This is a genomic window from Pseudomonas sp. R4-84, from assembly GCF_054130985.1.
In genome coordinates, this window is record NZ_CP096390.1 from 4,913,632 (window position 1) to 4,933,781 (window position 20,150).

Sequence of the window (20,150 nt, forward strand, 5' to 3'; positions counted from 1 at the left end):
CGAAACCTCTACAATCGCGCCCGCTTCCCAAAGGATGAATACCTTCCCCTGTAGGAGCGAGCCTGCTCGCGATCGCAATCGGTCAGTCGCATCTTAATCGGCTGACCCACCGCGATCGCGAGCAGGCTCGCTCCCACAATGGACTGGGGTTGCGAGCCAATAACTTGAGTGAACGCATGACCTCCCTGACCCTTTCCAATCTCGCCTGGACGCCCCTGGGCCATGGCCATTGCCATCACCAGTTCCAGCTGCGTGACGCCACGTTGCAGGTGGCGGCCGGGGAGTTTGTCGGATTGATCGGCCCCAATGGCAGCGGCAAGACCAGCCTGTTGCGCTGCGCCTATCGCTTCAGCCGGCCGGAACAGGGGGAGGTCAGACTCGAGCATCACAACCTCTGGCAACAATCCTCGCGCTGGTGCGCACAGCGCATCGCCGTGGTGCTGCAAGAGTTTCCCGACGCCTTTGGCCTGACCGTGGAAGAAGTGGTCGCCATGGGCCGCACGCCCCACAAGGGCCTGTTCGACGGCGACAACGAAGAAGACCGCAGATGGGTGCTCCAGGCGTTGCAATCGGCGGGGCTCGAAGGCTTTGGCGATCATGCCTTCGCCACGTTGTCGGGCGGGGAAAAACAGCGGGTGATCCTTGCTCGCGCCCTGGCCCAACAACCGCAGTTGTTGATCCTCGACGAACCGACCAATCACCTCGACCCCCACTATCAGTTGCAATTGCTCCAACTGATCAAGGGCCTGGGCATCGGCACCCTCGCCAGCCTCCACGACCTCAACCTGGCGGCCGCCTTCTGCGATCGCCTGTACGTGATCGAACATGGGCGCATCGTCGCCAGCGGCACGCCCAGGGATGTCCTCACCGCCGAGCTGTTGCGCGAGGTGTTCGGCGTCGAAGCCCTGGTGGACGAACATCCCCTGTCCGGCTACCCACGAATCACTTGGATAACCCAACCATGACCTTGCGCTTGCTGCTGTTGCTACCCCTGCTGCTGGGCAGTGCCCATGCCCTGGCCGAAGCCACCCGCTACCCCTTGACGATCCAGAGCTGCAATCGCCAGGTGGTGTTCAACGAGGCCCCTCGCCACGCCGTCAGCCATGACATCAACATGACGCAGATGATGCTCGCTTTGGGCCTCAAGCCGCGCATGGTCGGCTACAGCGGCATCAGCGGTTGGAAATCGGTGACACCCGAGATGGCGAAGATCCTCGAGGGCCTGCCGGAACTGGCCGCCAAATACCCCTCGGTGGAAACCCTGCTCGATGCCAACGTCGATTTCTTCTTCGCCGGCTGGGACTACGGCATGCGCGTGGGCGGCGACCTGACCCCGCAAACCCTGCAACCACTGGGCATCAACGTGTACGAGTTGACCGAATCCTGCGCCTTCGTGATGAAACGTCCGCCGGCTTCCCTGGAAGACACCTACAACGACCTGCGCAACCTGGGGAAAATTTTCGACGTGCAGGACCGCGCCGATGCGCTGATCGCCACGATGCAGGCCCAGGTGGCCGAGGTGCGCAAGCATCTTCCAACCCAAAGACCGCGCGTGTTCCTGTATGACAGCGGCGAAGATCGCGCCATGACGTCTGGGCGCCTGGGCATGCCCCAGGCCCTGATCGACGCTGCCGGCGGACGCAACATCCTCGATGACGTGGAAACCAGTTGGACCCGGGTGAACTGGGAGAACGTGGTGGAGCGCAACCCCCAGGTCATCGTGATCGTCGACTATGGCGAAGTCAGTGCCGAGCAGAAGCAGCAGTTCTTGCTGGCGAACCCGGCCCTGCAATCGGTGGATGCGATCAAGCACCGGCGCTTCATCGTGATCCCCTACGTGCAGGCCACCCCGGGCATCGATAACGTGCTGGCGGTGCAAACCCTGGCGCGGGGTTTCCACGGCCAATGAACGATCGTCGCTACGCCGCCCTGCTGATGATTCTCGGCGCGCTGTTGCTGGTGTCGTGCGTGGTGTCCCTGGGCTTCGGGCCGGCGCGCGTGCCGGTGGCCGTGGTCTGGGACCTGTTGCTGCACAAGGCCTTCGGTGTCGGCGAGGTGTATTGGACGCCCGGCCAGGAACATATCGTCTGGCTGATACGCGTCCCGCGCCTGCTGCTCGGAGCCCTGGTGGGCGCGGGGCTGGCGTTGATCGGCGCGGTGCTGCAAGCGGTCACGCGCAACCCACTGGCCGATCCGCATCTGCTGGGCGTCACCTCCGGCGCGACCCTGGGTGCGGTGATCGTGGTGTTGCATGTCGGTGAAATCATCGGCCTGCTGACCCTGCCCCTCGCCGCGTTCATCGGTGCATTGCTGAGCATGTTGCTGGTGCTGGCCATCGCTGCCCGCCAGGGTCGCCTGGAGAGCGATCGGCTATTGCTGTGTGGCGTGGCGGTGTCCTTCGTGATGATGGCGGCGGCCAACCTGCTGTTATTCCTCGGTGATCATCGCGCCAGTTCGGCGGTGATGTTCTGGATGCTCGGTGGCCTGGGCCTGGCGCGCTGGGAACTGCTGGCCATGCCAGCCGCCAGCGTGCTGTTGGGGCTGGTGTTGCTGCTGGGCATGGCCCGGCCCTTGAACGCGCTGATGGCCGGCGAGCAGACCGCCGTGACCCTGGGCCTGAACGCGGCGAAGGTGCGGCTGTGGATTTTCCTGATCGCGTCCTTGATGACCGGCGTGCTGGTGTCCATCAGCGGCTCGATCGGCTTTGTCGGGTTGATGGTGCCGCACATCGCCAGGCGCCTGGTGGGCGCCGAGCACCGTCGGTTGTTGCCTGCCTGCGTGCTGCTCGGCAGCCTGTTCCTGGTGTGGGTGGACGTGGCGGCCCGCACGCTGATCGCGCCGGAGGATTTGCCGATTGGGGTCGCTACCGCGGCCATCGGCGGGCTTTTCTTCATTGGCTTGATGCGCCGTCGTTGAAAAGATGCTTCTTTTTGTACACGCCGAACAGCTCGGTCCCCAGCCCTCCATGACGAAAATGCTCAAGCTCCGCTCGGACCATATCAATGACCAGCGCCCGATCTTGCGCTTGTTCAAGATTGAAATTTCCACTGTAGGCCAGATTGACCATTCGCCAGAGGAAGCAGTTGGTACGGTAAACATCCACAGGCTTGAGCCAGCGTTCAAGCAGCGCGGTAATGTCCTCGCTTCGAATCCCCTCGAAACACCCAATCGAGTGGTCCTTGTCTGGAATGACTGCATCGACGACCTGGGTATCGGCATTTAACCGATAACGCGCCGGCAACGCTGAGAACGCCGCATCAGCAGCGACTATCGCGTCGGGCCACAAGCGATTGCCATTACGTCCCACCGCCTCCCCGACACTCCAGAACTCGCCGTCATTTTTCAAACTGCGGGAGATAAAGAACATGACCTTTTCCAGCTCTACCAAATGATGCAATGCCGAAACACAAATAATGACATCCCACTGCTCACCGGTAGGCACCAGGTTGTTCGCATCCGCCACGATCAAGTCGAGGCTGATGCCTGGCGGAAACTGCTTTGCAGCGATCTGCAGCAGGTCCTCATTGATATCCAACAGCGACCACTGCACCCCTTCGGGAATAGCCGCCGACAGGCCCGCCTCTATCCGCGCGGCGCCACTGCAGATCGACAAGACTTTTATTTCCCCACGATCCCTGACTTTCTGGCGCAGCCTCGCTTGGAAATCAGGCGGAGTTTGCGGGACATTCGCCCTCAGGAGACGAGTCGCATAGGAGTAGGCTGCCTCACCTTCGAACGGTTCGAGGATCACAACATCAGCCTGCGCACCACGCTCTGGCGCAGGGGCCATTCCATCCAATCGGCGCACGTTGCGAGCAACGCCCATTGCATTAGCACGCTGTTGTTCCTGCACTTTGGAGTAGAACTCGTTCCGGTAGACGCTACTGAAATGCGCTATCTCGTTTTTCATGCGCATTGAATGATGTGTCTTCGCCAGAAGGGCCTTCATCTCCTCCTCCCTGGCGATGCACAAGTCAGATATCGCTAGCCAGTCGGCGGTAGGATCGTTCTGCGCACCTGGCCCGCACTCTATCAAGAGACGGCCACGTTTGCCGGCCAACCAAGCCAGATCCAGCGTTACCGTCCTGCATTCCGACGGTGTAGGCCCTCCTTCAAAATGAAACATGCCAAGTGGACATTCGGCTTGGGCCCCATCATCCAAAAAAACAAAGGCACAGGTGAGCCCATCCAAACTGATGCTGGGCAGGGCAGCCGAAAAGCGAACGTATAACCTTGAATCAGAAGACACCCTCAGCGTGCTACTTCGAAGGCGTTCACCAGCGGTGAGAATCAGCGAATACCTTCCTTCCCTCAAATGCGTCACATGCATCCATCGGGGATGCTCAGCCCGTCTGACTTCAGGCAGCACGTCAAAAACAGCCGTCTCGTCCAAAAGAAAATGGTTCGCAACGCCAGCGTCATTCAAACGGATTCCCCTACTTCAGAATGGCAGAAGCGTCAGCATAGTCGGGCAGTTGAAAATTTCACCTTGAGTCAACTCCGATCCACGCCCCAATGCGGAGCGGCACATTGCACCAACACCCGCGATACGGTCACTGATGGTGCATTGTCATTTTCCTGCCTCGCCGCCATCCCCGCGTTTCAACGCCTTTCTCCAACTGGGCACACCCCTTGCAAAAGCGCTTCCAGCGTTTGCATCTGCCCTTAAAAATCATAAGTCCACGGAGATCGCACAATGAAGCGTCGTAGCTTGATCAAGGCTTTTACACTCTCGGCAAGCATTGCCGCGATGGGCATGACCTGGACCGTCCAGGCCGCCGAGACCATCAAGGTTGGCATCCTGCATTCGCTGTCCGGGACCATGGCGATCTCCGAGACGTCCCTCAAGGACATGGCGTTGATGACCATCGACGAGATCAACGCCAAGGGTGGGGTCAACGGCAAGAAGCTCGAAGCGGTGGTCGTGGACCCGGCGTCGAACTGGCCGCTGTTCGCCGAAAAGGGCCGGCAATTGCTGACCCAGGACAAGGTCGCCGTGGTGTTCGGCTGCTGGACCTCGGTGTCGCGTAAATCCGTGTTGCCGGTGTTCGAAGAGCTCAATGGCCTGCTGTTCTACCCTGTGCAATACGAAGGCGAAGAAATGTCGCCGAACGTCTTCTACACCGGCGCGGCGCCGAACCAGCAGGCGATTCCGGCGGTGGAATACCTGATGAGCGAAGAAGGCGGCAGCGCCAAGCGCTACTTCCTGCTGGGCACCGACTACGTCTACCCGCGCACCACCAACAAGATCCTGCGCTCGTTCCTGCACTCCAAAGGCGTGGCGGACAAGGACATCGAAGAGGTCTACACCCCATTCGGCCACAGCGATTACCAGACCATCGTGGCCAACATCAAAAAATTCTCGGCCGGCGGCAAGACTGCCGTTATTTCCACCGTCAACGGCGACTCCAACGTGCCGTTCTACAAGGAGCTGGCGAACCAGGGCCTGAAGGCCACCGACGTACCGGTCGTGGCGTTCTCGGTGGGCGAGGAAGAACTGCGCGGCATCGACACCAAACCCTTGATCGGCAACCTGGCGGCGTGGAACTACTTCGAGTCCGTGGATAACCCGGCGAACAAGAAGTTCGTCGACTCCTGGAAAGCCTACGCCAAGGCCAAGAACTTGCCGGGTGCCGACAAAGCCGTGACCAACGACCCGATGGAAGCCACCTACGTCGGCATCCACATGTGGGCCCAAGCGGTGGAAAAAGCCAAGTCCACCGACGTCGACAAAGTCCGCGAAGCCCTGGCCGGCCAGACCTTTGCCGCACCGTCGGGCTACACCCTGACCATGGACAAGACCAACCATCACCTGCACAAGCCCGTGATGATCGGCGAGATCCAGGCCGACGGTCAGTTCAACGTGGTCTGGCAGACCGAAGGGCCGATCCGCGCGCAACCGTGGAGCCCGTTCATCGCCGGCAACGACAAGAAGCCTGACTACGCGGTGAAGAGCAACTGAGCCCATGGGAGTCGGCCCTGATCCCCGGGCCGACACACACCCCTTGTGGGAGCGAGCCTGCTCGCGATAGCGGCGGATCAGCCAGAAGACATGTGACTGACACACCGCTATCGCGAGCAAGCTCGCTCCCACAAAGAAAGAAGTTTGCGCAAGGCCTAGCATATGCCCACCGCCCTTTACCGCCTCATCCTCGCCCTGGCCCTGCTGTTGCCACTGGGCGCCCATGCCGGCGACGCCGAAGACTTCGTCGCCGCCAACCCGACCCAGCAGGCCAAGCTCCTGGAAACCTGGGCCGCGCAGCCGGAGCCTGAGCGTGTCGAACTGATCAACGCCTTGCAGCAAGGCCAGTTGACCGTCGATGGCCAACCCAGGACCCTGCGCCTGAACAACCGCTTGCGAGGGCTGATCGAAACCGCCCTGGCCAGCCATCAACTGCTCGCCGTCGATGCCGGCGTGCGCCTGGCTGCCGCGCAACAGCTGCAAAAAAGCGCCCGCCCGGCGCAACTGGCGTTCCTTGATCGGCAACTGGCCGGCGAGCAGGACGAAGATGTCCACGCCGCCCTGAGCCTGGCCCTGGCGAATTTGCAACTGGTGGACACCAACCCCGCCGTGCGCCTGGCGGCCGTGCGACTGCTGGGGGAAACCGGCGATCCGCTGGCCCGCACTCGCCTCGAAAACCTGCTCGAACCCGGTGTCGAAACCGATGCCGCCGTGCGCACCGCCGCCGAAACCAGCCTCGGCCAGGTCAAGCGCAAACTCCTGATCGGCGAGCTGCTGGGCCAGGCGTTCAGCGGCATGTCCCTGGGCTCGATCCTGCTGCTGGCCGCCCTTGGCCTGGCGATCACCTTTGGCTTGCTGGGGGTGATCAACATGGCCCACGGCGAGATGCTCATGCTCGGCGCCTATTCCACTTATGTGGTGCAGATGCTGTTCCAGCGCTTCGCCCCGAACGCCATCGAGTTCTATCCGCTGATCGCCTTGCCGGTGGCGTTTTTCATCACCGCCGCCATCGGCATGGCCCTGGAACGCACGGTGATCCGCCACCTCTACGGACGGCCCCTGGAAACCCTGCTCGCCACCTGGGGCATCAGCCTGATGCTGATCCAGCTGGTGCGCCTGGTGTTCGGCGCGCAGAACGTGGAAGTCGCCAACCCGGCCTGGCTGTCGGGCGGGATCCAGGTGCTGCCGAACCTGGTGCTGCCGTACAACCGCATCGTGATTATTGCTTTCGCGCTGTTCGTGGTGGTGCTGACCTGGTTGCTGCTGAACAAGACGCGCCTGGGCCTGAACGTGCGCGCCGTGACCCAGAACCGCAACATGGCCGCGTGCTGCGGCGTGCCCACCGGGCGGGTGGACATGCTCGCCTTCGGTCTCGGCTCGGGCATCGCCGGGCTCGGTGGCGTTGCCCTGAGCCAGATCGGCAACGTCGGCCCGGACCTGGGCCAGAGCTACATCATCGACTCGTTCCTGGTGGTAGTGCTCGGCGGCGTCGGCCAGTTGGCCGGCAGTGTGTTCGCCGCGTTCGGCCTGGGCATCGCCAACAAGATCCTCGAACCGCAGATCGGCGCCGTGCTCGGCAAGATCCTGATCCTCGCGCTGATCATTTTGTTCATTCAGAAGCGTCCGCAAGGCCTCTTCGCGCTTAAAGGACGGGTAATCGACTGATGAACCAGCCCCTGATGCTTACGGCCACGCAGAAGGCCGGACCCAAAGTCACCCTCGCCGTCGGCGCGGTGATCCTCGCCGTGCTGCTGAGCCTGCCAGTGTTGTCGCTGTTGGCGGTGGATAACCCGCTGCATGTCTCGGCATACACCCTGACCCTGGTGGGCAAGATCCTCTGCTACGCCATTGTCGCCCTGGCGCTGGACCTGGTCTGGGGCTACGCCGGCTTGCTCTCCCTGGGCCACGGCCTGTTCTTCGCGCTGGGCGGCTACGCCATGGGCATGTACCTGATGCGCCAGGCCGCCGGCGATGGCGTGCCGGCGTTCATGACGTTCCTGTCGTGGACCGAGCTGCCCTGGTACTGGGCCGGCACCGACAGCTTCCTCTGGGCGATGTGCCTGGTGGTGCTGGCGCCGGGCTTGCTGGCGCTGGTGTTCGGTTTCTTCGCCTTCCGCTCGCGGATCAAGGGCGTGTATTTCTCGATCATGACCCAGGCCCTGACCTTCGCCGGGATGTTGCTGTTTTTCCGCAACGAGACCGGGTTTGGCGGCAACAACGGCTTCACCAATTTCCGTTCGATCCTGGGCTTTGGCATCACCGAGCCGGGCACCCGCGCGGTGCTGTTTTTTGCCACAGTGCTGCTGTTGGTGACGAGCCTGTTCATCGGCTGGCGCCTGGCTCGCAGCAAGTTCGGCCGGGTGCTGACCGCCCTGCGCGACGCGGAAAACCGCCTGATGTTCTGCGGCTACGATCCCCGTGGCTTTAAGCTGTTCGTCTGGGTGCTGAGCGCGGTGTTGTGTGGCCTGGCCGGGGCGCTGTACGTGCCGCAGGTGGGGATCATCAACCCCAGCGAAATGTCGCCGACCAACTCCATCGAGGCCGCCGTGTGGGTGGCCCTCGGCGGGCGCGGCACGCTGATCGGGCCGTTGCTGGGCGCCGGCGTGGTCAACGGCATGAAGAGCTGGTTCACCGTGGCGTTTCCGGAATATTGGCTGTTCTTCCTCGGTGCCCTGTTCATCGTCGTGACCTTGTATCTACCCAAAGGCGTTATCGGGCTGTTGAAGAAAAGGGGCGAACAATGAAAATCACACCGACAGCGGATTTCATGCTCGAACCGATTATTGAACCCCCTCTCGATGCCAATCGGGACCAAGGCAGCAGCCGCGACGCCATCGGCCTCGGCCGGGCCGCCGGCGTAGGCCTGAACACCCGCCACGGCACCATCCTGACCCTGGAAGACATCAGCGTCAGCTTCGACGGTTTCAAGGCGCTGAACGACCTGAACCTGTACATCGGCGTCGGCGAACTGCGCTGCATCATCGGCCCCAACGGCGCCGGCAAGACCACGTTGATGGATGTCATCACCGGCAAGACCCGTCCCAGCCACGGCAAGGCCTGGTTCGGCGAAACCCTTGACCTGACGACCATGAGCGAAGTCGAGATTGCCCAGGCCGGCATCGGGCGCAAGTTCCAGAAGCCGACGGTGTTCGAAGCCCTGAGCGTGTTCGAGAACCTGGAACTGGCGCTCAAGACCGACAAATCGGTGTGGGCCAGCCTGCGGGCGAAGCTGACCGGCGAGCAACGCGACCGCATCAGCGAAGTGCTCGAGACGATCCGCCTCGCCCCTTCGGTCAACCGCGCCGCCGGCCTGCTGTCCCACGGCCAGAAGCAGTTCCTGGAGATCGGCATGCTGCTGGTGCAGGACCCGCAACTGCTGCTGCTTGACGAGCCGGTGGCGGGCATGACCGACGCCGAAACCGACTTCACCGCCGAGCTGTTCAAATCCCTGGCGGGCAAGCATTCACTGATGGTGGTGGAGCACGACATGGGCTTCGTCGGCGCGATTGCCGACCACGTCACCGTGCTGCACCAGGGCAGCGTGCTGGCCGAAGGGTCGCTGGAACAGGTGCAGGCCGATGAGCGGGTGATCGAGGTGTATCTCGGTCGCTGAGGCGAAAGCAATTGGCTTTTATGTGGGAGCGAGCTTGCTCGCGATAGCGGTGGATCAGCTGGAATGCAATGTAACTGACCCACCGCTATCGCGAGCAAGCTCGCTCCCACAAGGGACCTGAGGAGAATCTGGAAAATGCTGCAAGTCGACAAGCTGCACCAATACTACGGCGGTAGCCACATCCTGCGCGGCCTGTCGTTCGACGTGAAGGTCGGCGAGGTGACGTGCCTTCTCGGTCGCAACGGCGTGGGCAAGACCACCCTGCTCAAATGCTTGATGGGCCTGCTGCCGGCCAAGGAAGGCGTGGTGAATTGGGAAGGCAAGGCCATCACCGCGTTCAAGCCGCACCAGCGGGTGCACGCCGGCATCGCCTACGTGCCCCAGGGCCGGGAGATTTTCGGGCGCCTGACGGTAGAAGAAAACCTGCTGATGGGCCTGTCGCGCTTTCCCGGTTCGGAGGCCAAGGAAGTGCCGGCCTTCATCTACGAATTGTTCCCGGTGCTGCTGCAGATGAAACAACGCCGTGGCGGTGATCTGTCCGGCGGCCAGCAACAGCAGCTCGCCATTGGCCGGGCCCTGGCCAGCCGGCCGCGACTGCTGATTCTCGACGAGCCCACCGAAGGCATCCAGCCGTCGGTGATCAAGGAAATCGGCGCGGTGATCAAGAAACTCGCGGCCCGGGGCGACATGGCGATTTTGCTGGTGGAGCAGTTCTACGACTTCGCCGCCGAGCTGGCTGATCAGTACCTGGTGATGTCCCGGGGCGAGATCGTGCAGCAGGGCCGTGGAGAAAATATGGAAGCCGAGGGTGTGCGCGGATTGGTTACGATCTAGTCTGTAGCGTCCCGACGACAATCAGAAAATCATGAATCTACCTGTATCGCCATCCGCCCTGTTCACCCCCAGCTGGCACGCCGAGCTGGACTTGGGCTATGCCCGATTCGGTGATTGCACGCGCCCGGTCCAGCGCCGGCACAAAGGCCCGTTGCGGGTGCAGAAGCACTTGTACGCCGAAGGTCCCGAGGTGTGCCAGCACATCATCGTCCACCCGCCCGGCGGCATTGCCGGTGGGGATCGGTTGGACATTTCGGCCCAGGTCGGCCAGGGCGCCTGGGCGCAATTGACCAGCCCCGGCGCGGCCAAGTGGTACCGCGCCGCCGGCCCGGCGTACCAGCAACTGAGCCTGAGCGTGGCCCCTGGCGCGACCCTGGAATGGCTCCCTCAGGAAACCATCGTCTTCAGCGCGGCCCAGGCCGAACTCAGCACGAACATCGATCTGCAAGGCGACGCCCGCTTGTTCTACTGGGACATCGTTGCCCTCGGTCGGCCGGCCAGCGGCGAGCGGTTCGACGTGGGACACTTTCAGTCGTGGCTGGACATCCGCCGCGACGGCCAGTTGCTCTGGCACGAGCGTCAGCGCATCGCCGGTGGCGATGGGTTGCTCGACTCCCCCATCGGCCTGGGCGGCGACCCGGTGTTTGCCACCTTGCTGGTGACCGGCGAGGTCGACAGCGAGCTGCTGGAGCGCTGCCGCTCCCTGGACCATGCCGTGCGTGGCGACCTGACCCAACTGCCCGGCCTGGTCGTGGCACGCTGCCTGGCGAGCGAGGCATTGTTGGCGCGGGGGTGGTTGATTGAGTTGTGGCGGCTCCTGCGCCCGGCGTTGCTTGGTCGAGAGGCTGTGCCACCTAGAATTTGGAGCACCTGAAATTGCTTTTACCTGTGGGAGCGAGCTTGCTCGCGATAGCGGTGTATCAGCCAACCATTATGTTGAATGTTCGATTGCCATCGCGAGCAAGCTCGCTCCCACAAGGGATCGGTGTTTACTGCGAAAAAAATTGTCTGCCCCTTATGGATTGCACATGGACCTGACCCCACGCGAAAAAGACAAGCTGCTGATCTTCACCGCCGGCCTCGTCGCCGAGCGGCGACTGGCCCGGGGCTTGAAGCTCAATTACCCAGAGGCCATGGCCTACATTTCCGCCGCGTTGCTCGAAGGCGCCCGCGACGGCCAGACCGTGGCCGAGCTCATGCACTACGGCACCACCTTGCTGAGCCGCGAGCAGGTGATGGAAGGCATCCCGCAAATGATCCCGGAAATCCAGGTAGAGGCGACGTTTCCCGACGGCACCAAACTGGTCACCGTCCACCAACCCATCGTCTGAGGCAACGGCATGACTTATCAGATCCGAGACGCCCAGCACCGCGACCTGCCGGCGATCCGCGACATCTACAACGATGCCGTGCTCAACACCACGGCGATCTGGAACGAGCAACCCGTGGACCTGGGCAATCGCCAGGCCTGGTTCAGTGCCCGGCGCTCCCAGGGCTACCCGGTACGGGTGGTCATCGATGCCGAGGACAACGTGCTTGGGTATGCCTCGTTCGGCGACTGGCGGCCGTTCGACGGCTTCCGCCACACCGTCGAGCATTCGGTGTACGTCTGCCGGGACCAGCGCGGCAAGGGTCTTGGCCCTGTGCTGATGAGCGACCTGATCGAGCGCGCCCGGGCCTGCGGCAAGCACGTCATGGTCGCCGCTATCGAGAGCGGCAACGCGGCGTCGATTCGCCTCCATGAGCGGGCGGGTTTCGTCACCACCGGGCAGATGCCCCAGGTGGGCACCAAGTTCGGCCGTTGGCTGGACCTGACCTTCATGCAGTTGGTCCTCGACCCCGGGGCGCCACCGCCCGCCATGGACAAGGAGTAATACCGAATGAACGCCGCCCAGTTGCGTCGAATCCACGCTGAAAGCTTTGCGCATTATCGCCAGGGCCTGGTCGACCTGTTGCTCGACGCCGTGGGTCATGGCGCCAGCGTGGGGTTCATGGCCGACCTGGATGCCGCCCAGGCCAGGGCTTATTTCGATGAAGTCCAGGCCAGCCTCAATCAGGGTCACCTGCTGTTGTGGGTGGTGGTCAAGGATGAACAGGTACAGGCCAGCGTCCAGCTCGCCCTGTGCCAGAAGCCCAACGGCCTCAACCGCGCCGAAGTACAAAAACTGCTGGTGCGCGGCGACGCTCGTCGCAGGGGCCTGGGCCAGCAATTGATGAGCGCCCTGGAGCTCGGCGCCCGTCAGCACAAGCGTGGGCTGCTGTACCTCGACACCGAGGCCGGTTCCGAAGCCGAGGCGTTCTACCGCGCCATGGGCTACACCCGCGTCGGAGAACTGCCCGACTACTGCCAGAGCCCGGACGGGACCTACACCCCGACCGCCATCTACTACAAGACTTTGGGACAACCGCAATGATTCCAGGCCAATACCAGGTTCAGCCCGGCGATATCGAGCTCAACGCCGGCCGCCGCACCGTGACGCTGAAGGTCGCCAACAGCGGCGACCGGCCGATCCAGGTCGGGTCGCATTTTCATTTTTTCGAGACCAACGACGCCCTGGCCTTCGACCGCGCCGCCAGCCGTGGCATGCGCCTGAACATACCGGCCGGCACCGCCGTGCGCTTCGAGCCGGGTCAGAGCCGAGAGGTGGAACTGGTGGACCTGGCCGGGCATCGCCGGGTGTTCGGGTTTGCCGGGCGGATCATGGGCGACCTTTAGGTCATGCGGTGTCTGCTCTGGCCCCATCGCGAGCAAGCTCGCTCCCACAGGGGACCGCGATCAAACTGTGGGAGCGAGCTTGCTCGCGATGAGTGAGCGCAGCGAACGGCTTCAACATTCAATTGAATCTCAAGGCAAGCACATGAAAATCTCCCGCCAAGCCTACGCCGACATGTTCGGCCCCACCGTCGGCGACAAGGTCCGCCTGGCCGACACCGAGCTGTGGATCGAGGTGGAAAAGGATTTCACCACCTACGGCGAAGAGGTGAAATTCGGCGGCGGCAAGGTGATTCGCGATGGCATGGGCCAGAGCCAGCTGTTGGCTGCCGAGGTCGTCGACACGCTGATCACCAACGCGCTGATCATCGACCACTGGGGCATCGTCAAGGCTGATGTCGGCCTCAAGGAGGGACGCATCGCGGCCATCGGCAAGGCCGGCAACCCGGACATCCAGCCCGACGTCACCATCGCCATCGGCGCCAGCACCGAAGTGATTGCCGGCGAAGGCATGATCCTCACCGCTGGTGGCATCGACACCCACATCCACTTCATCTGCCCGCAGCAGATCGAAGAAGCCTTGATGAGCGGCGTCACCACCATGATCGGCGGCGGCACGGGCCCGGCCACCGGAACCAACGCCACCACCTGCACCTCCGGGCCGTGGCACCTGGCGCGCATGCTTCAGGCCGCCGACGCCTTCCCAATGAACATGGGTTTCACCGGCAAGGGCAACGCCAGCCTGCCGGAGCCGCTGGTCGAACAGGTCAAGGCCGGCGCCATCGGCCTGAAGCTGCACGAAGACTGGGGCACCACCCCGGCGGCCATCGACAACTGCCTCAGCGTGGCCGACCAGTACGACGTGCAGGTCGCGATCCACACCGACACCCTCAACGAGTCCGGTTTCGTCGAGACCACCCTGGCCGCGTTCAAGGGCCGCACCATCCACACCTACCACACCGAAGGCGCCGGTGGCGGTCACGCGCCGGACATCATCAAGGCCTGCGGTTTCCCCAACGTGCTGCCCAGCTCCACCAACCCGACCCGGCCGTTCACCCGCAACACCATCGACGAACACTTGGACATGCTGATGGTCTGCCACCACCTGGACCCGAGCATTGCCGAGGACGTGGCGTTCGCCGAAAGCCGTATCCGACGCGAGACCATCGCCGCCGAAGACATCCTCCACGACCTCGGCGCTTTCTCCATGATCAGCTCCGACAGCCAGGCCATGGGCCGCGTTGGCGAAGTGATCACGCGCACCTGGCAGACCGCGGACAAGATGAAAAAGCAACGCGGCGCCCTGTCCGGCGACGGCGAAGGCAACGACAACTTCCGCATCAAGCGCTACATCGCCAAGTACACCATCAACCCGGCGATTATTCACGGCATCAGCCATGAAGTGGGCTCCATCGAAGTGGGCAAGTGGGCCGACCTGGTGCTGTGGCGCCCGGCATTCTTCGGCGTCAAGCCGACGCTCATTCTCAAGGGCGGAGCGATTGCCGCCAGCCTGATGGGGGACGCCAACGCCTCGATCCCGACGCCGCAGCCGGTGCATTACCGGCCGATGTTCGCCAGCTACGGCGGCTCGCGACACGCCACCAGCCTGACGTTCATCAGCCAGGCCGCCGCCGAGGCCGGGCTGCCGGAACAGCTTGGGCTCAAGAAAAAAATCGCCGTGGTCAAAGGCTGCCGCGACGTGCAGAAGACAGACCTGATCCACAACGACTACCTGCCTAGTATCAACGTCGACCCGCAGACCTATCAGGTCAAGGCCGACGGCGTGCTGCTGTGGTGTGAACCGGCCGACGTGTTGCCGATGGCGCAGCGCTATTTCCTGTTCTGAACAGAGCCGGCGGCGAGAAGGCAAGTGCCCTCGCCGCCGGTTCGCCTTACAGGTCTGTACTCTCCTGGGGCGAATCCAGTTCATCCTGGGTCAACGACTGGATCAGCTCCGCTTCCTTGAACCTTTGCTGCAAGTCCAGCGCCTCGGTTCGACTGTTGTAGTCCGCTTCCTCCAGGGTTCCGTCCGCTTTCTGCTCATCCAGCGCCAGCAGATCCTCAGTGAGGGCGTCGGTCAATGCCTGGAAGTCTGCCGCGTGTTGCTGCTTCAAATAGTCGATCCAGAAATCACGGCCCACCAGTGACTGCATTTGTTCGGGCGAGTCGTCCAGGGACAACACCTCGGCGGCCGCGGCATCAAGCATGGCGCTGGAGACGTTGCCCAGGCTGGTGAAGCGTCCACCTTTCGGTTGCCCCGGCAATTCCAGCCGGTCCCGGAGCCCCGCACGATAGGCCAACCGGACCTCGACTTCCTCGATCTGCCTGATCAACTCGGTCTTTTGCGCGGCGGTGAGTTCTTCACGAGCATTGATGGCAGCACGACGCCCCTGGATGTCCCGCAGCGCTATACGCTCCACTTCATCCAGCCGGAACAATCCCTTGGCCAGGCGAATCAGCGTGGCAGCCTCATCCCCTTCCACCGGCAACGCCTTGGCGTTGTGGATCATCAATTTGATTTCCAGATTGCTGAACGACAACGAAGCACGATCTTCACAGGCCGGCTCTCCAGCCAATTCAAAAAGCTCACGACGCAAGTCAGTGGAATCCCGGGCAGCCTCCAGCATTTGCCAGACGCGGGCCTGCAGGTCCGAATAGTTCTCGGTGTCCTGGTAGGACCCGATCAATCGACTCAATAGCTGAAAGAACTCCCCGGATTGCGGCTCCGCCTGGAGGCTTCGCCACAGGTCTTTTCTATCCTGCTGTTGTTCAGGCGGCAGATCACGCAACCATGGCCGCACACCTGTGCGCCCACCCACCGGAGCGTTGGCCGCCAGCTGGAGTGTTCCTTGCATTCGCGGGGCGGTCCATTCGGGATGGGCCTGATGAAGATTCGCCCAATACTCACGCAGGCGCTGCCTGGTCGCCTCGCCCATCGGATTGCCCTGGATAAAGGTCACGCCATTGAGCCGGGCCATGGCGTGGGCCTGGTCGGCGGGCGGATCGATCACGTGTGCCGGCACTTCGGTCAGTTGGTTGGCGCGCAAGTCCAGTTCCTCCAGCGGCTGTTCCAGCAGGCCCGTGGGCCAAGTGTCGATCCTGGTGTTTCGAAGCGACAGCTCCGTCAGGGCCGGCATGGTGCTGAAGTCCGGCAAACGACCCAGTGGATTGTCGTTGAGGGTAAGGAATTCCATGGCGGGCAGGCCGGCCAGGATCTCAACGCCACGCGGCGTCAGGCCGATCTGGTTCGATGCCAGCGTGAGGTTGCTCAGACGGGGCATTGCCGCCAACGCCTCCGGCACTTCGGTCAGGTTGTTATAGCTCATGTCCAGCCAACGAACGGCAGGAAAACGCGTGAGGAAACCGTTGCAGGCTTGTTGCGACAAACCCATGTTATTAAGTTTCAGGAAGGTCACGTGGCTGAAATCAGCCGACAGTTGCGGCAACGACCTCATATGCATCCAGCTCAAATCAAGCTCATACCCGACACGCCGGCCGTCGACCACGATGATGGCCCGGGACTGGCGCCTCCAACATTTACGGATACGATCGGCGGTGTTTTGCTTGACTCGTCGCCATGACGCCGCTAAGTCGTCGTTCCCTTCATCCGTCTCGGTGGAAGCGACCCAACGGTCCAGCTCGTCGCGCAACGTACGGTACTCGGTTTCAAGGCGACCGATCTCCACGGTCGCTCTGTCGCCCAGTTCCCGCACGAAGGCCCGGGCTTCCTGGGACGAATAATCGGGAAACAACTCTCGCACCCGTCTTTCAGGCGACCGGCCCAGGCGCAGCCATTCCAGCGGCCCGCCCAATGGATAGCCGTATCTGCCCGAGGCCAGGCGCATTGGCGACACGAGCAACGGTTTGACTGCCGGCATCTTCAAGACCTTTGCCAATGAACCCCGGCTCACCGGCGCCGCGCCGATAGCCGTCTTCAGCAACGCGCCATGATGAATCGAGGGGCGGCCCATGGCCTGGCGTTCGGCATCCGGCAGCGCATGCTGCAAGGCCGCATAGAGGCTGCCCTCGCTGCTCAGGTCGTTGCCGCTGTCGTCATGGGCTTGATAGAGATCGTCACGCTTGACCACGATCTTGACCTGCGTCGAGTCCGACGGCCCGACACTGTCGATCAATCTGCCCGAGGTGAAATCCTCCCTCAGTTCGATGCGTACCGTATCGCTCCAACCCGCCAGGGTCTTGAGGGTCGCCAGCGCCAGGCGGGGTGTATCCGCCGTGGCCAGGCTCTCTTGGTATAACCCTTCGTAGGCCCGGTTCAAGCGGATCGCCCGCTGGAAGTGACGCAGCTCTTCGGCGATGCGCAGCGGGATGGGTTTGGTCTGGGTCGCATCGGTGTAATCCCATCCGGCCATTTGCCGCGTTTCGCCGGGACTGGCGTGGGCCATTATCTGCTCGATGGCGGCCGCCGGAACCGAAGGAAAACGGGATTGGATCAGCTTGACCCGCGGGTCTTTCGACACATCGCCCTTGGCGTAGTGATCATGGATCAGTTGGTTTTTCTCGCGCACCGCCACTTCAAGGAGATTCTTGCGAAACTGTTGGATCCGGGCGTTCATCTCGGTTTTCGCGATGGCCGGGCGCGTGCCGGCCAACAGATCATTGCCCGTCGCATCCACGGCCTCGATCAGGTTCCTGGGGAATGAAGATGAATCCACTTCCGTATCGCTGACGATGACTTCACGGACCATGGACGTTCCATCCGTTGGGTGAGCGTATTCCCACAGGGACTTGCCCGCGCTGTCGATCACCTTCAGCTTCAAGTTTTCTGGCCATGGGCCGTAACCCGTGAGCAAGTGCAGCTGCGTCATCGAATCGGCTTTCTCATAGATCAGCGGATCTTCGCTTTGCATGTGCAGCAGGAAAGCATCGACCTTGCGAGCGATGTCGAAGCGCTTGATCGTGTCGTCGAGCAACACCGGCACCGGCTCGCCCTCGGCGTGCATGCGCCGCAGCGCGTCCTCGCTGGTGCCACTGGCGGTACGAATGTGCTCGAGCTCGGCATCGCTGAAATCCTTGACGCGGTGGCCGAGCCGGCGCATCAGGGTCGCACCGTCCCAGCTTCGCGGCTGTTCCAACTCATGGTTCCAGGCACCGCTGCCGTTGTTTGTCAGCTCAGGCTGATAGGCATCCGGTCGGGAAGGATGGCGAATGCGATAACGTTGGGTGGCCGGGTCTTGCTGGACTTCGTAGTGACTGTCGTCCAATGGCAAGACGTCGCGACCGTTGACGCGGTGCAAGCCCAAGGCATCGGGTTGCGAATTCGCGGGCGGCTCCAGATCGCTCTGGTAAGGCGCCAGGTCGGGTCGCCAGAGCCGTCTTTCGCCAGTCGGCGAAGTGACGGGCGCCAGTTGATCCACCGTAGCCGATGGCATGATGCGCGGGAGCACTTTGGCGCCTGCCACCATGAACGCGGCGTTGAGCGCCAGGCTGGAAACGTGCGCCCATATTTCCTTGGTTTCCCCCTGCTCGAACGCCTCGATGCCTTCGAACGCCTCGTACAGCATCTGCAACGCCCACACCGCCATCATCACCTGGCCGAGCCCGGGAACAACGAACGCCGCCATGTTGAGCACATCGATGACCGTGCTTTCCCAACTTTCCAGGCGCGCCTGACGCGCCTTCTTGTCTTCATCCCCTGTAGGAACTGCCGCGACCCGTGCGTCTTGGTAAATCTTGCGGACCTGATTCACCCGTAGCGTCTCCCACAAGAAACCCTTGAGGTCGGACGCGCTCATCGGCAGCCTGGGCAGGTTCGACTTGAGGGGGAAGTCGCCTTTGGCATCGGTTTGCGAAGAGGGTTTGAAGAGACGGTTGAAACGCTCGAAGAAATGCCCTTGCTCATGCAACGGCACGAAGCGGCTGAAGAAGCGCCGGTAGTCGAGGTTGTGGAGGCGGCGACGCAGTTCGACCATGAATTCGTAGCTGGAGGCGTATTCCTTCACCGGGTGCTCGGGGTCGTCCGGGATATACGCCACGACCCGCTCCAACCGGGTACTGCGGTCGCGCTCTGGCCCGATCAGCAAAGGCCCGACAAGCTCGACGTCAAGGACCGTCAACGTCGCGAAGGTCACCGCGCGGCCGTCCAGCTCGGCCGAGGGCTGCCCACCCACTACCCGCTGCAACATTCGGTAGGTGTCCTGCCGGATGTCCGCCTTGGCGTGGGCGATCTCGGTACTGATCGTGAGGAGTTGCTTGTGATGCTCGCGCAACTGTTCATCCAACCGTTCGCGGGCCTGGCGGTCGTTCGGTTCCAGGATCGTCGTGAGGTGTTCCCGATACTTGCGTCCCAGGTCGAGCTTGCGGCATAGCTTGATGAACGCCTCGGGGGCAATGGGCAATGCTCCCGCGCGCACGGATTCCAGGGTATGACTCAAGGTGCCATCGGCGGACACCGGCGTGGTGGTGATGAGATGGCAGTCATCGCAATCGAGTTTGTGTTCTTCTTCGGGTTCAAAATTCGCCAGCGCGACGTCCAATAACGAACCGCCCCGGTATTGGTAAGTGTCGTAGCCCTCGCCCGTCAGTCGATGGAGCAAGTTGATGCCCAAGTCGGTACGCGTCTTGACCGCGAACTTGCGGGCAAAATAAACCTCCCGGACATTGAGCGTACGCCTGAAGGTTGTCTGGATGGCCTGGCTGAGCAAGGGTTCGGCGAAGGTGCGTATGTCCTGGACCTTGCCCAGCGCGAAGTCGACCTGGTTGAAAATTGCGCAGTATCGCTCGTGAATGCTTTTTAGGTTGGCCCTGGTCTGGTGGGTCGTCTTCACGTACCAGTCTGGAAGCTCCAGGTCATGATCGCTCAGCGCCTTCTGGCGCTGCGCGGTGGCTTTCATGTAGCAGGAGGAAATGCGACTTCTGAGCAGATCGTCGTGCTCGCCGTGTTTCGAAGCGGGTGAAGTCGTGGCGCTTTTTGCAACGGTAGGCTCTGGCATATCGGGTCATCCTTGAGGTTGGAAAACCCGAGCCTAACCATTGCTCGCTCCGTGAATGCGGTAACTATTTATCGCTTT

The 20,150-nt window shown here is 62.3% G+C and carries 16 protein-coding genes; 14 read left to right on the forward strand and 2 right to left on the reverse strand.

Going from position 1 to position 20,150, the window contains the following annotated elements; translation table 11 throughout:
• Positions 1-176 precede the first annotated feature (176 nt).
• From M1D68_RS22355 to M1D68_RS22365, 3 genes are read left to right on the forward strand one after another with little or no spacing between them, the layout of a single operon-like run.
• A complete protein-coding gene (locus M1D68_RS22355) occupies positions 177-965 on the forward strand; it encodes an ABC transporter ATP-binding protein (RefSeq protein WP_457968382.1) in 789 nt (262 codons plus the stop codon).
• Positions 962-1,909: an ABC transporter substrate-binding protein gene (locus tag M1D68_RS22360; RefSeq protein WP_457968384.1), complete on the forward strand. Its 948-nt coding sequence runs from the start codon at positions 962-964 to the stop codon at positions 1,907-1,909. The genes M1D68_RS22355 and M1D68_RS22360 overlap by 4 nt, the downstream gene beginning before the upstream one ends.
• Positions 1,906-2,916 carry a FecCD family ABC transporter permease gene (locus M1D68_RS22365; RefSeq protein ID WP_457968385.1) on the forward strand — a complete coding sequence of 337 codons (1,011 nt, stop codon included), beginning with the start codon at positions 1,906-1,908 and terminating at the stop codon, positions 2,914-2,916. Before M1D68_RS22360 ends, M1D68_RS22365 begins: the two co-directional genes overlap by 4 nt.
• Here the strand turns inward: M1D68_RS22365 and M1D68_RS22370 are convergent.
• Entirely contained in the window at positions 2,891-4,426 is a 1,536-nt protein-coding gene (locus M1D68_RS22370) for a class I SAM-dependent methyltransferase (RefSeq protein ID WP_457968387.1), read from the reverse strand. The two genes, M1D68_RS22365 and M1D68_RS22370, sit on opposite strands and share 26 nt — an antisense overlap.
• Before the next feature lie 270 nt (positions 4,427-4,696).
• Between M1D68_RS22370 and urtA the strand changes: the two genes are divergently transcribed.
• The 11 genes from urtA (at position 4,697) to ureC (ending at position 14,968) form a co-directional block, all read left to right on the forward strand.
• Positions 4,697-5,962 (forward strand): urea ABC transporter substrate-binding protein, encoded by a 1,266-nt coding sequence (gene urtA / locus M1D68_RS22375; protein ID WP_420766250.1) that lies wholly within the window; start codon positions 4,697-4,699, stop codon positions 5,960-5,962.
• Positions 5,963-6,124: 162 nt separating this feature from the next.
• Positions 6,125-7,627: an urea ABC transporter permease subunit UrtB gene (gene urtB / locus M1D68_RS22380; RefSeq protein WP_457968389.1), complete on the forward strand. Its 1,503-nt coding sequence runs from the start codon at positions 6,125-6,127 to the stop codon at positions 7,625-7,627.
• The gene (gene urtC, locus M1D68_RS22385; protein ID WP_457968390.1) at positions 7,627-8,706 is read left to right on the forward strand and encodes an urea ABC transporter permease subunit UrtC; all 1,080 of its coding nucleotides are present in this window, start codon (positions 7,627-7,629) and stop codon (positions 8,704-8,706) included. Before urtB ends, urtC begins: the two co-directional genes overlap by 1 nt.
• Complete coding sequence (gene urtD / locus M1D68_RS22390; RefSeq protein WP_420766247.1) at positions 8,703-9,575, forward strand: urea ABC transporter ATP-binding protein UrtD; 873 nt, start codon at positions 8,703-8,705, stop codon at positions 9,573-9,575. The genes urtC and urtD overlap by 4 nt, the downstream gene beginning before the upstream one ends.
• A 135-nt stretch (positions 9,576-9,710) precedes the next feature.
• Positions 9,711-10,409, forward strand: a complete 699-nt coding sequence (urtE, locus tag M1D68_RS22395) for an urea ABC transporter ATP-binding subunit UrtE (RefSeq protein WP_457968392.1) — start codon at positions 9,711-9,713, stop codon at positions 10,407-10,409.
• Positions 10,410-10,440: 31 nt separating this feature from the next.
• Positions 10,441-11,283: an urease accessory protein UreD gene (locus M1D68_RS22400; RefSeq protein WP_457968394.1), complete on the forward strand. Its 843-nt coding sequence runs from the start codon at positions 10,441-10,443 to the stop codon at positions 11,281-11,283.
• A 154-nt stretch (positions 11,284-11,437) separates the two neighbouring features.
• Positions 11,438-11,740 carry an urease subunit gamma gene (ureA, locus tag M1D68_RS22405; protein WP_420766244.1) on the forward strand — a complete coding sequence of 101 codons (303 nt, stop codon included), beginning with the start codon at positions 11,438-11,440 and terminating at the stop codon, positions 11,738-11,740.
• Positions 11,741-11,749: 9 nt separating this feature from the next.
• Positions 11,750-12,283: a GNAT family N-acetyltransferase gene (locus tag M1D68_RS22410; RefSeq protein WP_420766243.1), complete on the forward strand. Its 534-nt coding sequence runs from the start codon at positions 11,750-11,752 to the stop codon at positions 12,281-12,283.
• Positions 12,284-12,289: 6 nt separating this feature from the next.
• Positions 12,290-12,823 (forward strand): N-acetyltransferase family protein, encoded by a 534-nt coding sequence (locus M1D68_RS22415; RefSeq protein WP_457968396.1) that lies wholly within the window; start codon positions 12,290-12,292, stop codon positions 12,821-12,823.
• Positions 12,820-13,125, forward strand: coding sequence for an urease subunit beta (locus M1D68_RS22420; RefSeq protein ID WP_420766241.1), 306 nt, complete (start codon positions 12,820-12,822; stop codon positions 13,123-13,125). Before M1D68_RS22415 ends, M1D68_RS22420 begins: the two co-directional genes overlap by 4 nt.
• Before the next feature lie 142 nt (positions 13,126-13,267).
• Positions 13,268-14,968: an urease subunit alpha gene (gene ureC, locus M1D68_RS22425; protein WP_457968398.1), complete on the forward strand. Its 1,701-nt coding sequence runs from the start codon at positions 13,268-13,270 to the stop codon at positions 14,966-14,968.
• Between the two features lie 46 nt (positions 14,969-15,014).
• Here ureC and M1D68_RS22430 read toward each other — a convergent pair whose 3' ends face one another.
• On the reverse strand, positions 15,015-20,072 hold the full coding sequence (locus M1D68_RS22430; RefSeq protein WP_457968400.1) for an NEL-type E3 ubiquitin ligase domain-containing protein: 5,058 nt from the start codon (positions 20,070-20,072) through the stop codon (positions 15,015-15,017).
• Between the last annotated feature and the right edge of the window lie 78 nt (positions 20,073-20,150).

Coding starts and splice junctions, on each gene's coding strand:
- M1D68_RS22365 (WP_457968385.1), top strand. CDS start 1,906: ATGAACGATCGTCGCTACGCCGCCCTGCTGATGATTCTCGGCGCGCTG.
- ureA (WP_420766244.1), top strand. CDS start 11,438: ATGGACCTGACCCCACGCGAAAAAGACAAGCTGCTGATCTTCACCGCC.
- M1D68_RS22355 (WP_457968382.1), top strand. CDS start 177: ATGACCTCCCTGACCCTTTCCAATCTCGCCTGGACGCCCCTGGGCCAT.
- M1D68_RS22420 (WP_420766241.1), top strand. CDS start 12,820: ATGATTCCAGGCCAATACCAGGTTCAGCCCGGCGATATCGAGCTCAAC.
- urtB (WP_457968389.1), top strand. CDS start 6,125: ATGCCCACCGCCCTTTACCGCCTCATCCTCGCCCTGGCCCTGCTGTTG.
- urtA (WP_420766250.1), top strand. CDS start 4,697: ATGAAGCGTCGTAGCTTGATCAAGGCTTTTACACTCTCGGCAAGCATT.
- urtC (WP_457968390.1), top strand. CDS start 7,627: ATGAACCAGCCCCTGATGCTTACGGCCACGCAGAAGGCCGGACCCAAA.
- M1D68_RS22410 (WP_420766243.1), top strand. CDS start 11,750: ATGACTTATCAGATCCGAGACGCCCAGCACCGCGACCTGCCGGCGATC.
- urtD (WP_420766247.1), top strand. CDS start 8,703: ATGAAAATCACACCGACAGCGGATTTCATGCTCGAACCGATTATTGAA.
- M1D68_RS22400 (WP_457968394.1), top strand. CDS start 10,441: ATGAATCTACCTGTATCGCCATCCGCCCTGTTCACCCCCAGCTGGCAC.
- M1D68_RS22360 (WP_457968384.1), top strand. CDS start 962: ATGACCTTGCGCTTGCTGCTGTTGCTACCCCTGCTGCTGGGCAGTGCC.
- urtE (WP_457968392.1), top strand. CDS start 9,711: ATGCTGCAAGTCGACAAGCTGCACCAATACTACGGCGGTAGCCACATC.
- M1D68_RS22430 (WP_457968400.1), bottom strand. CDS start 20,072: ATGCCAGAGCCTACCGTTGCAAAAAGCGCCACGACTTCACCCGCTTCG.
- ureC (WP_457968398.1), top strand. CDS start 13,268: ATGAAAATCTCCCGCCAAGCCTACGCCGACATGTTCGGCCCCACCGTC.
- M1D68_RS22415 (WP_457968396.1), top strand. CDS start 12,290: ATGAACGCCGCCCAGTTGCGTCGAATCCACGCTGAAAGCTTTGCGCAT.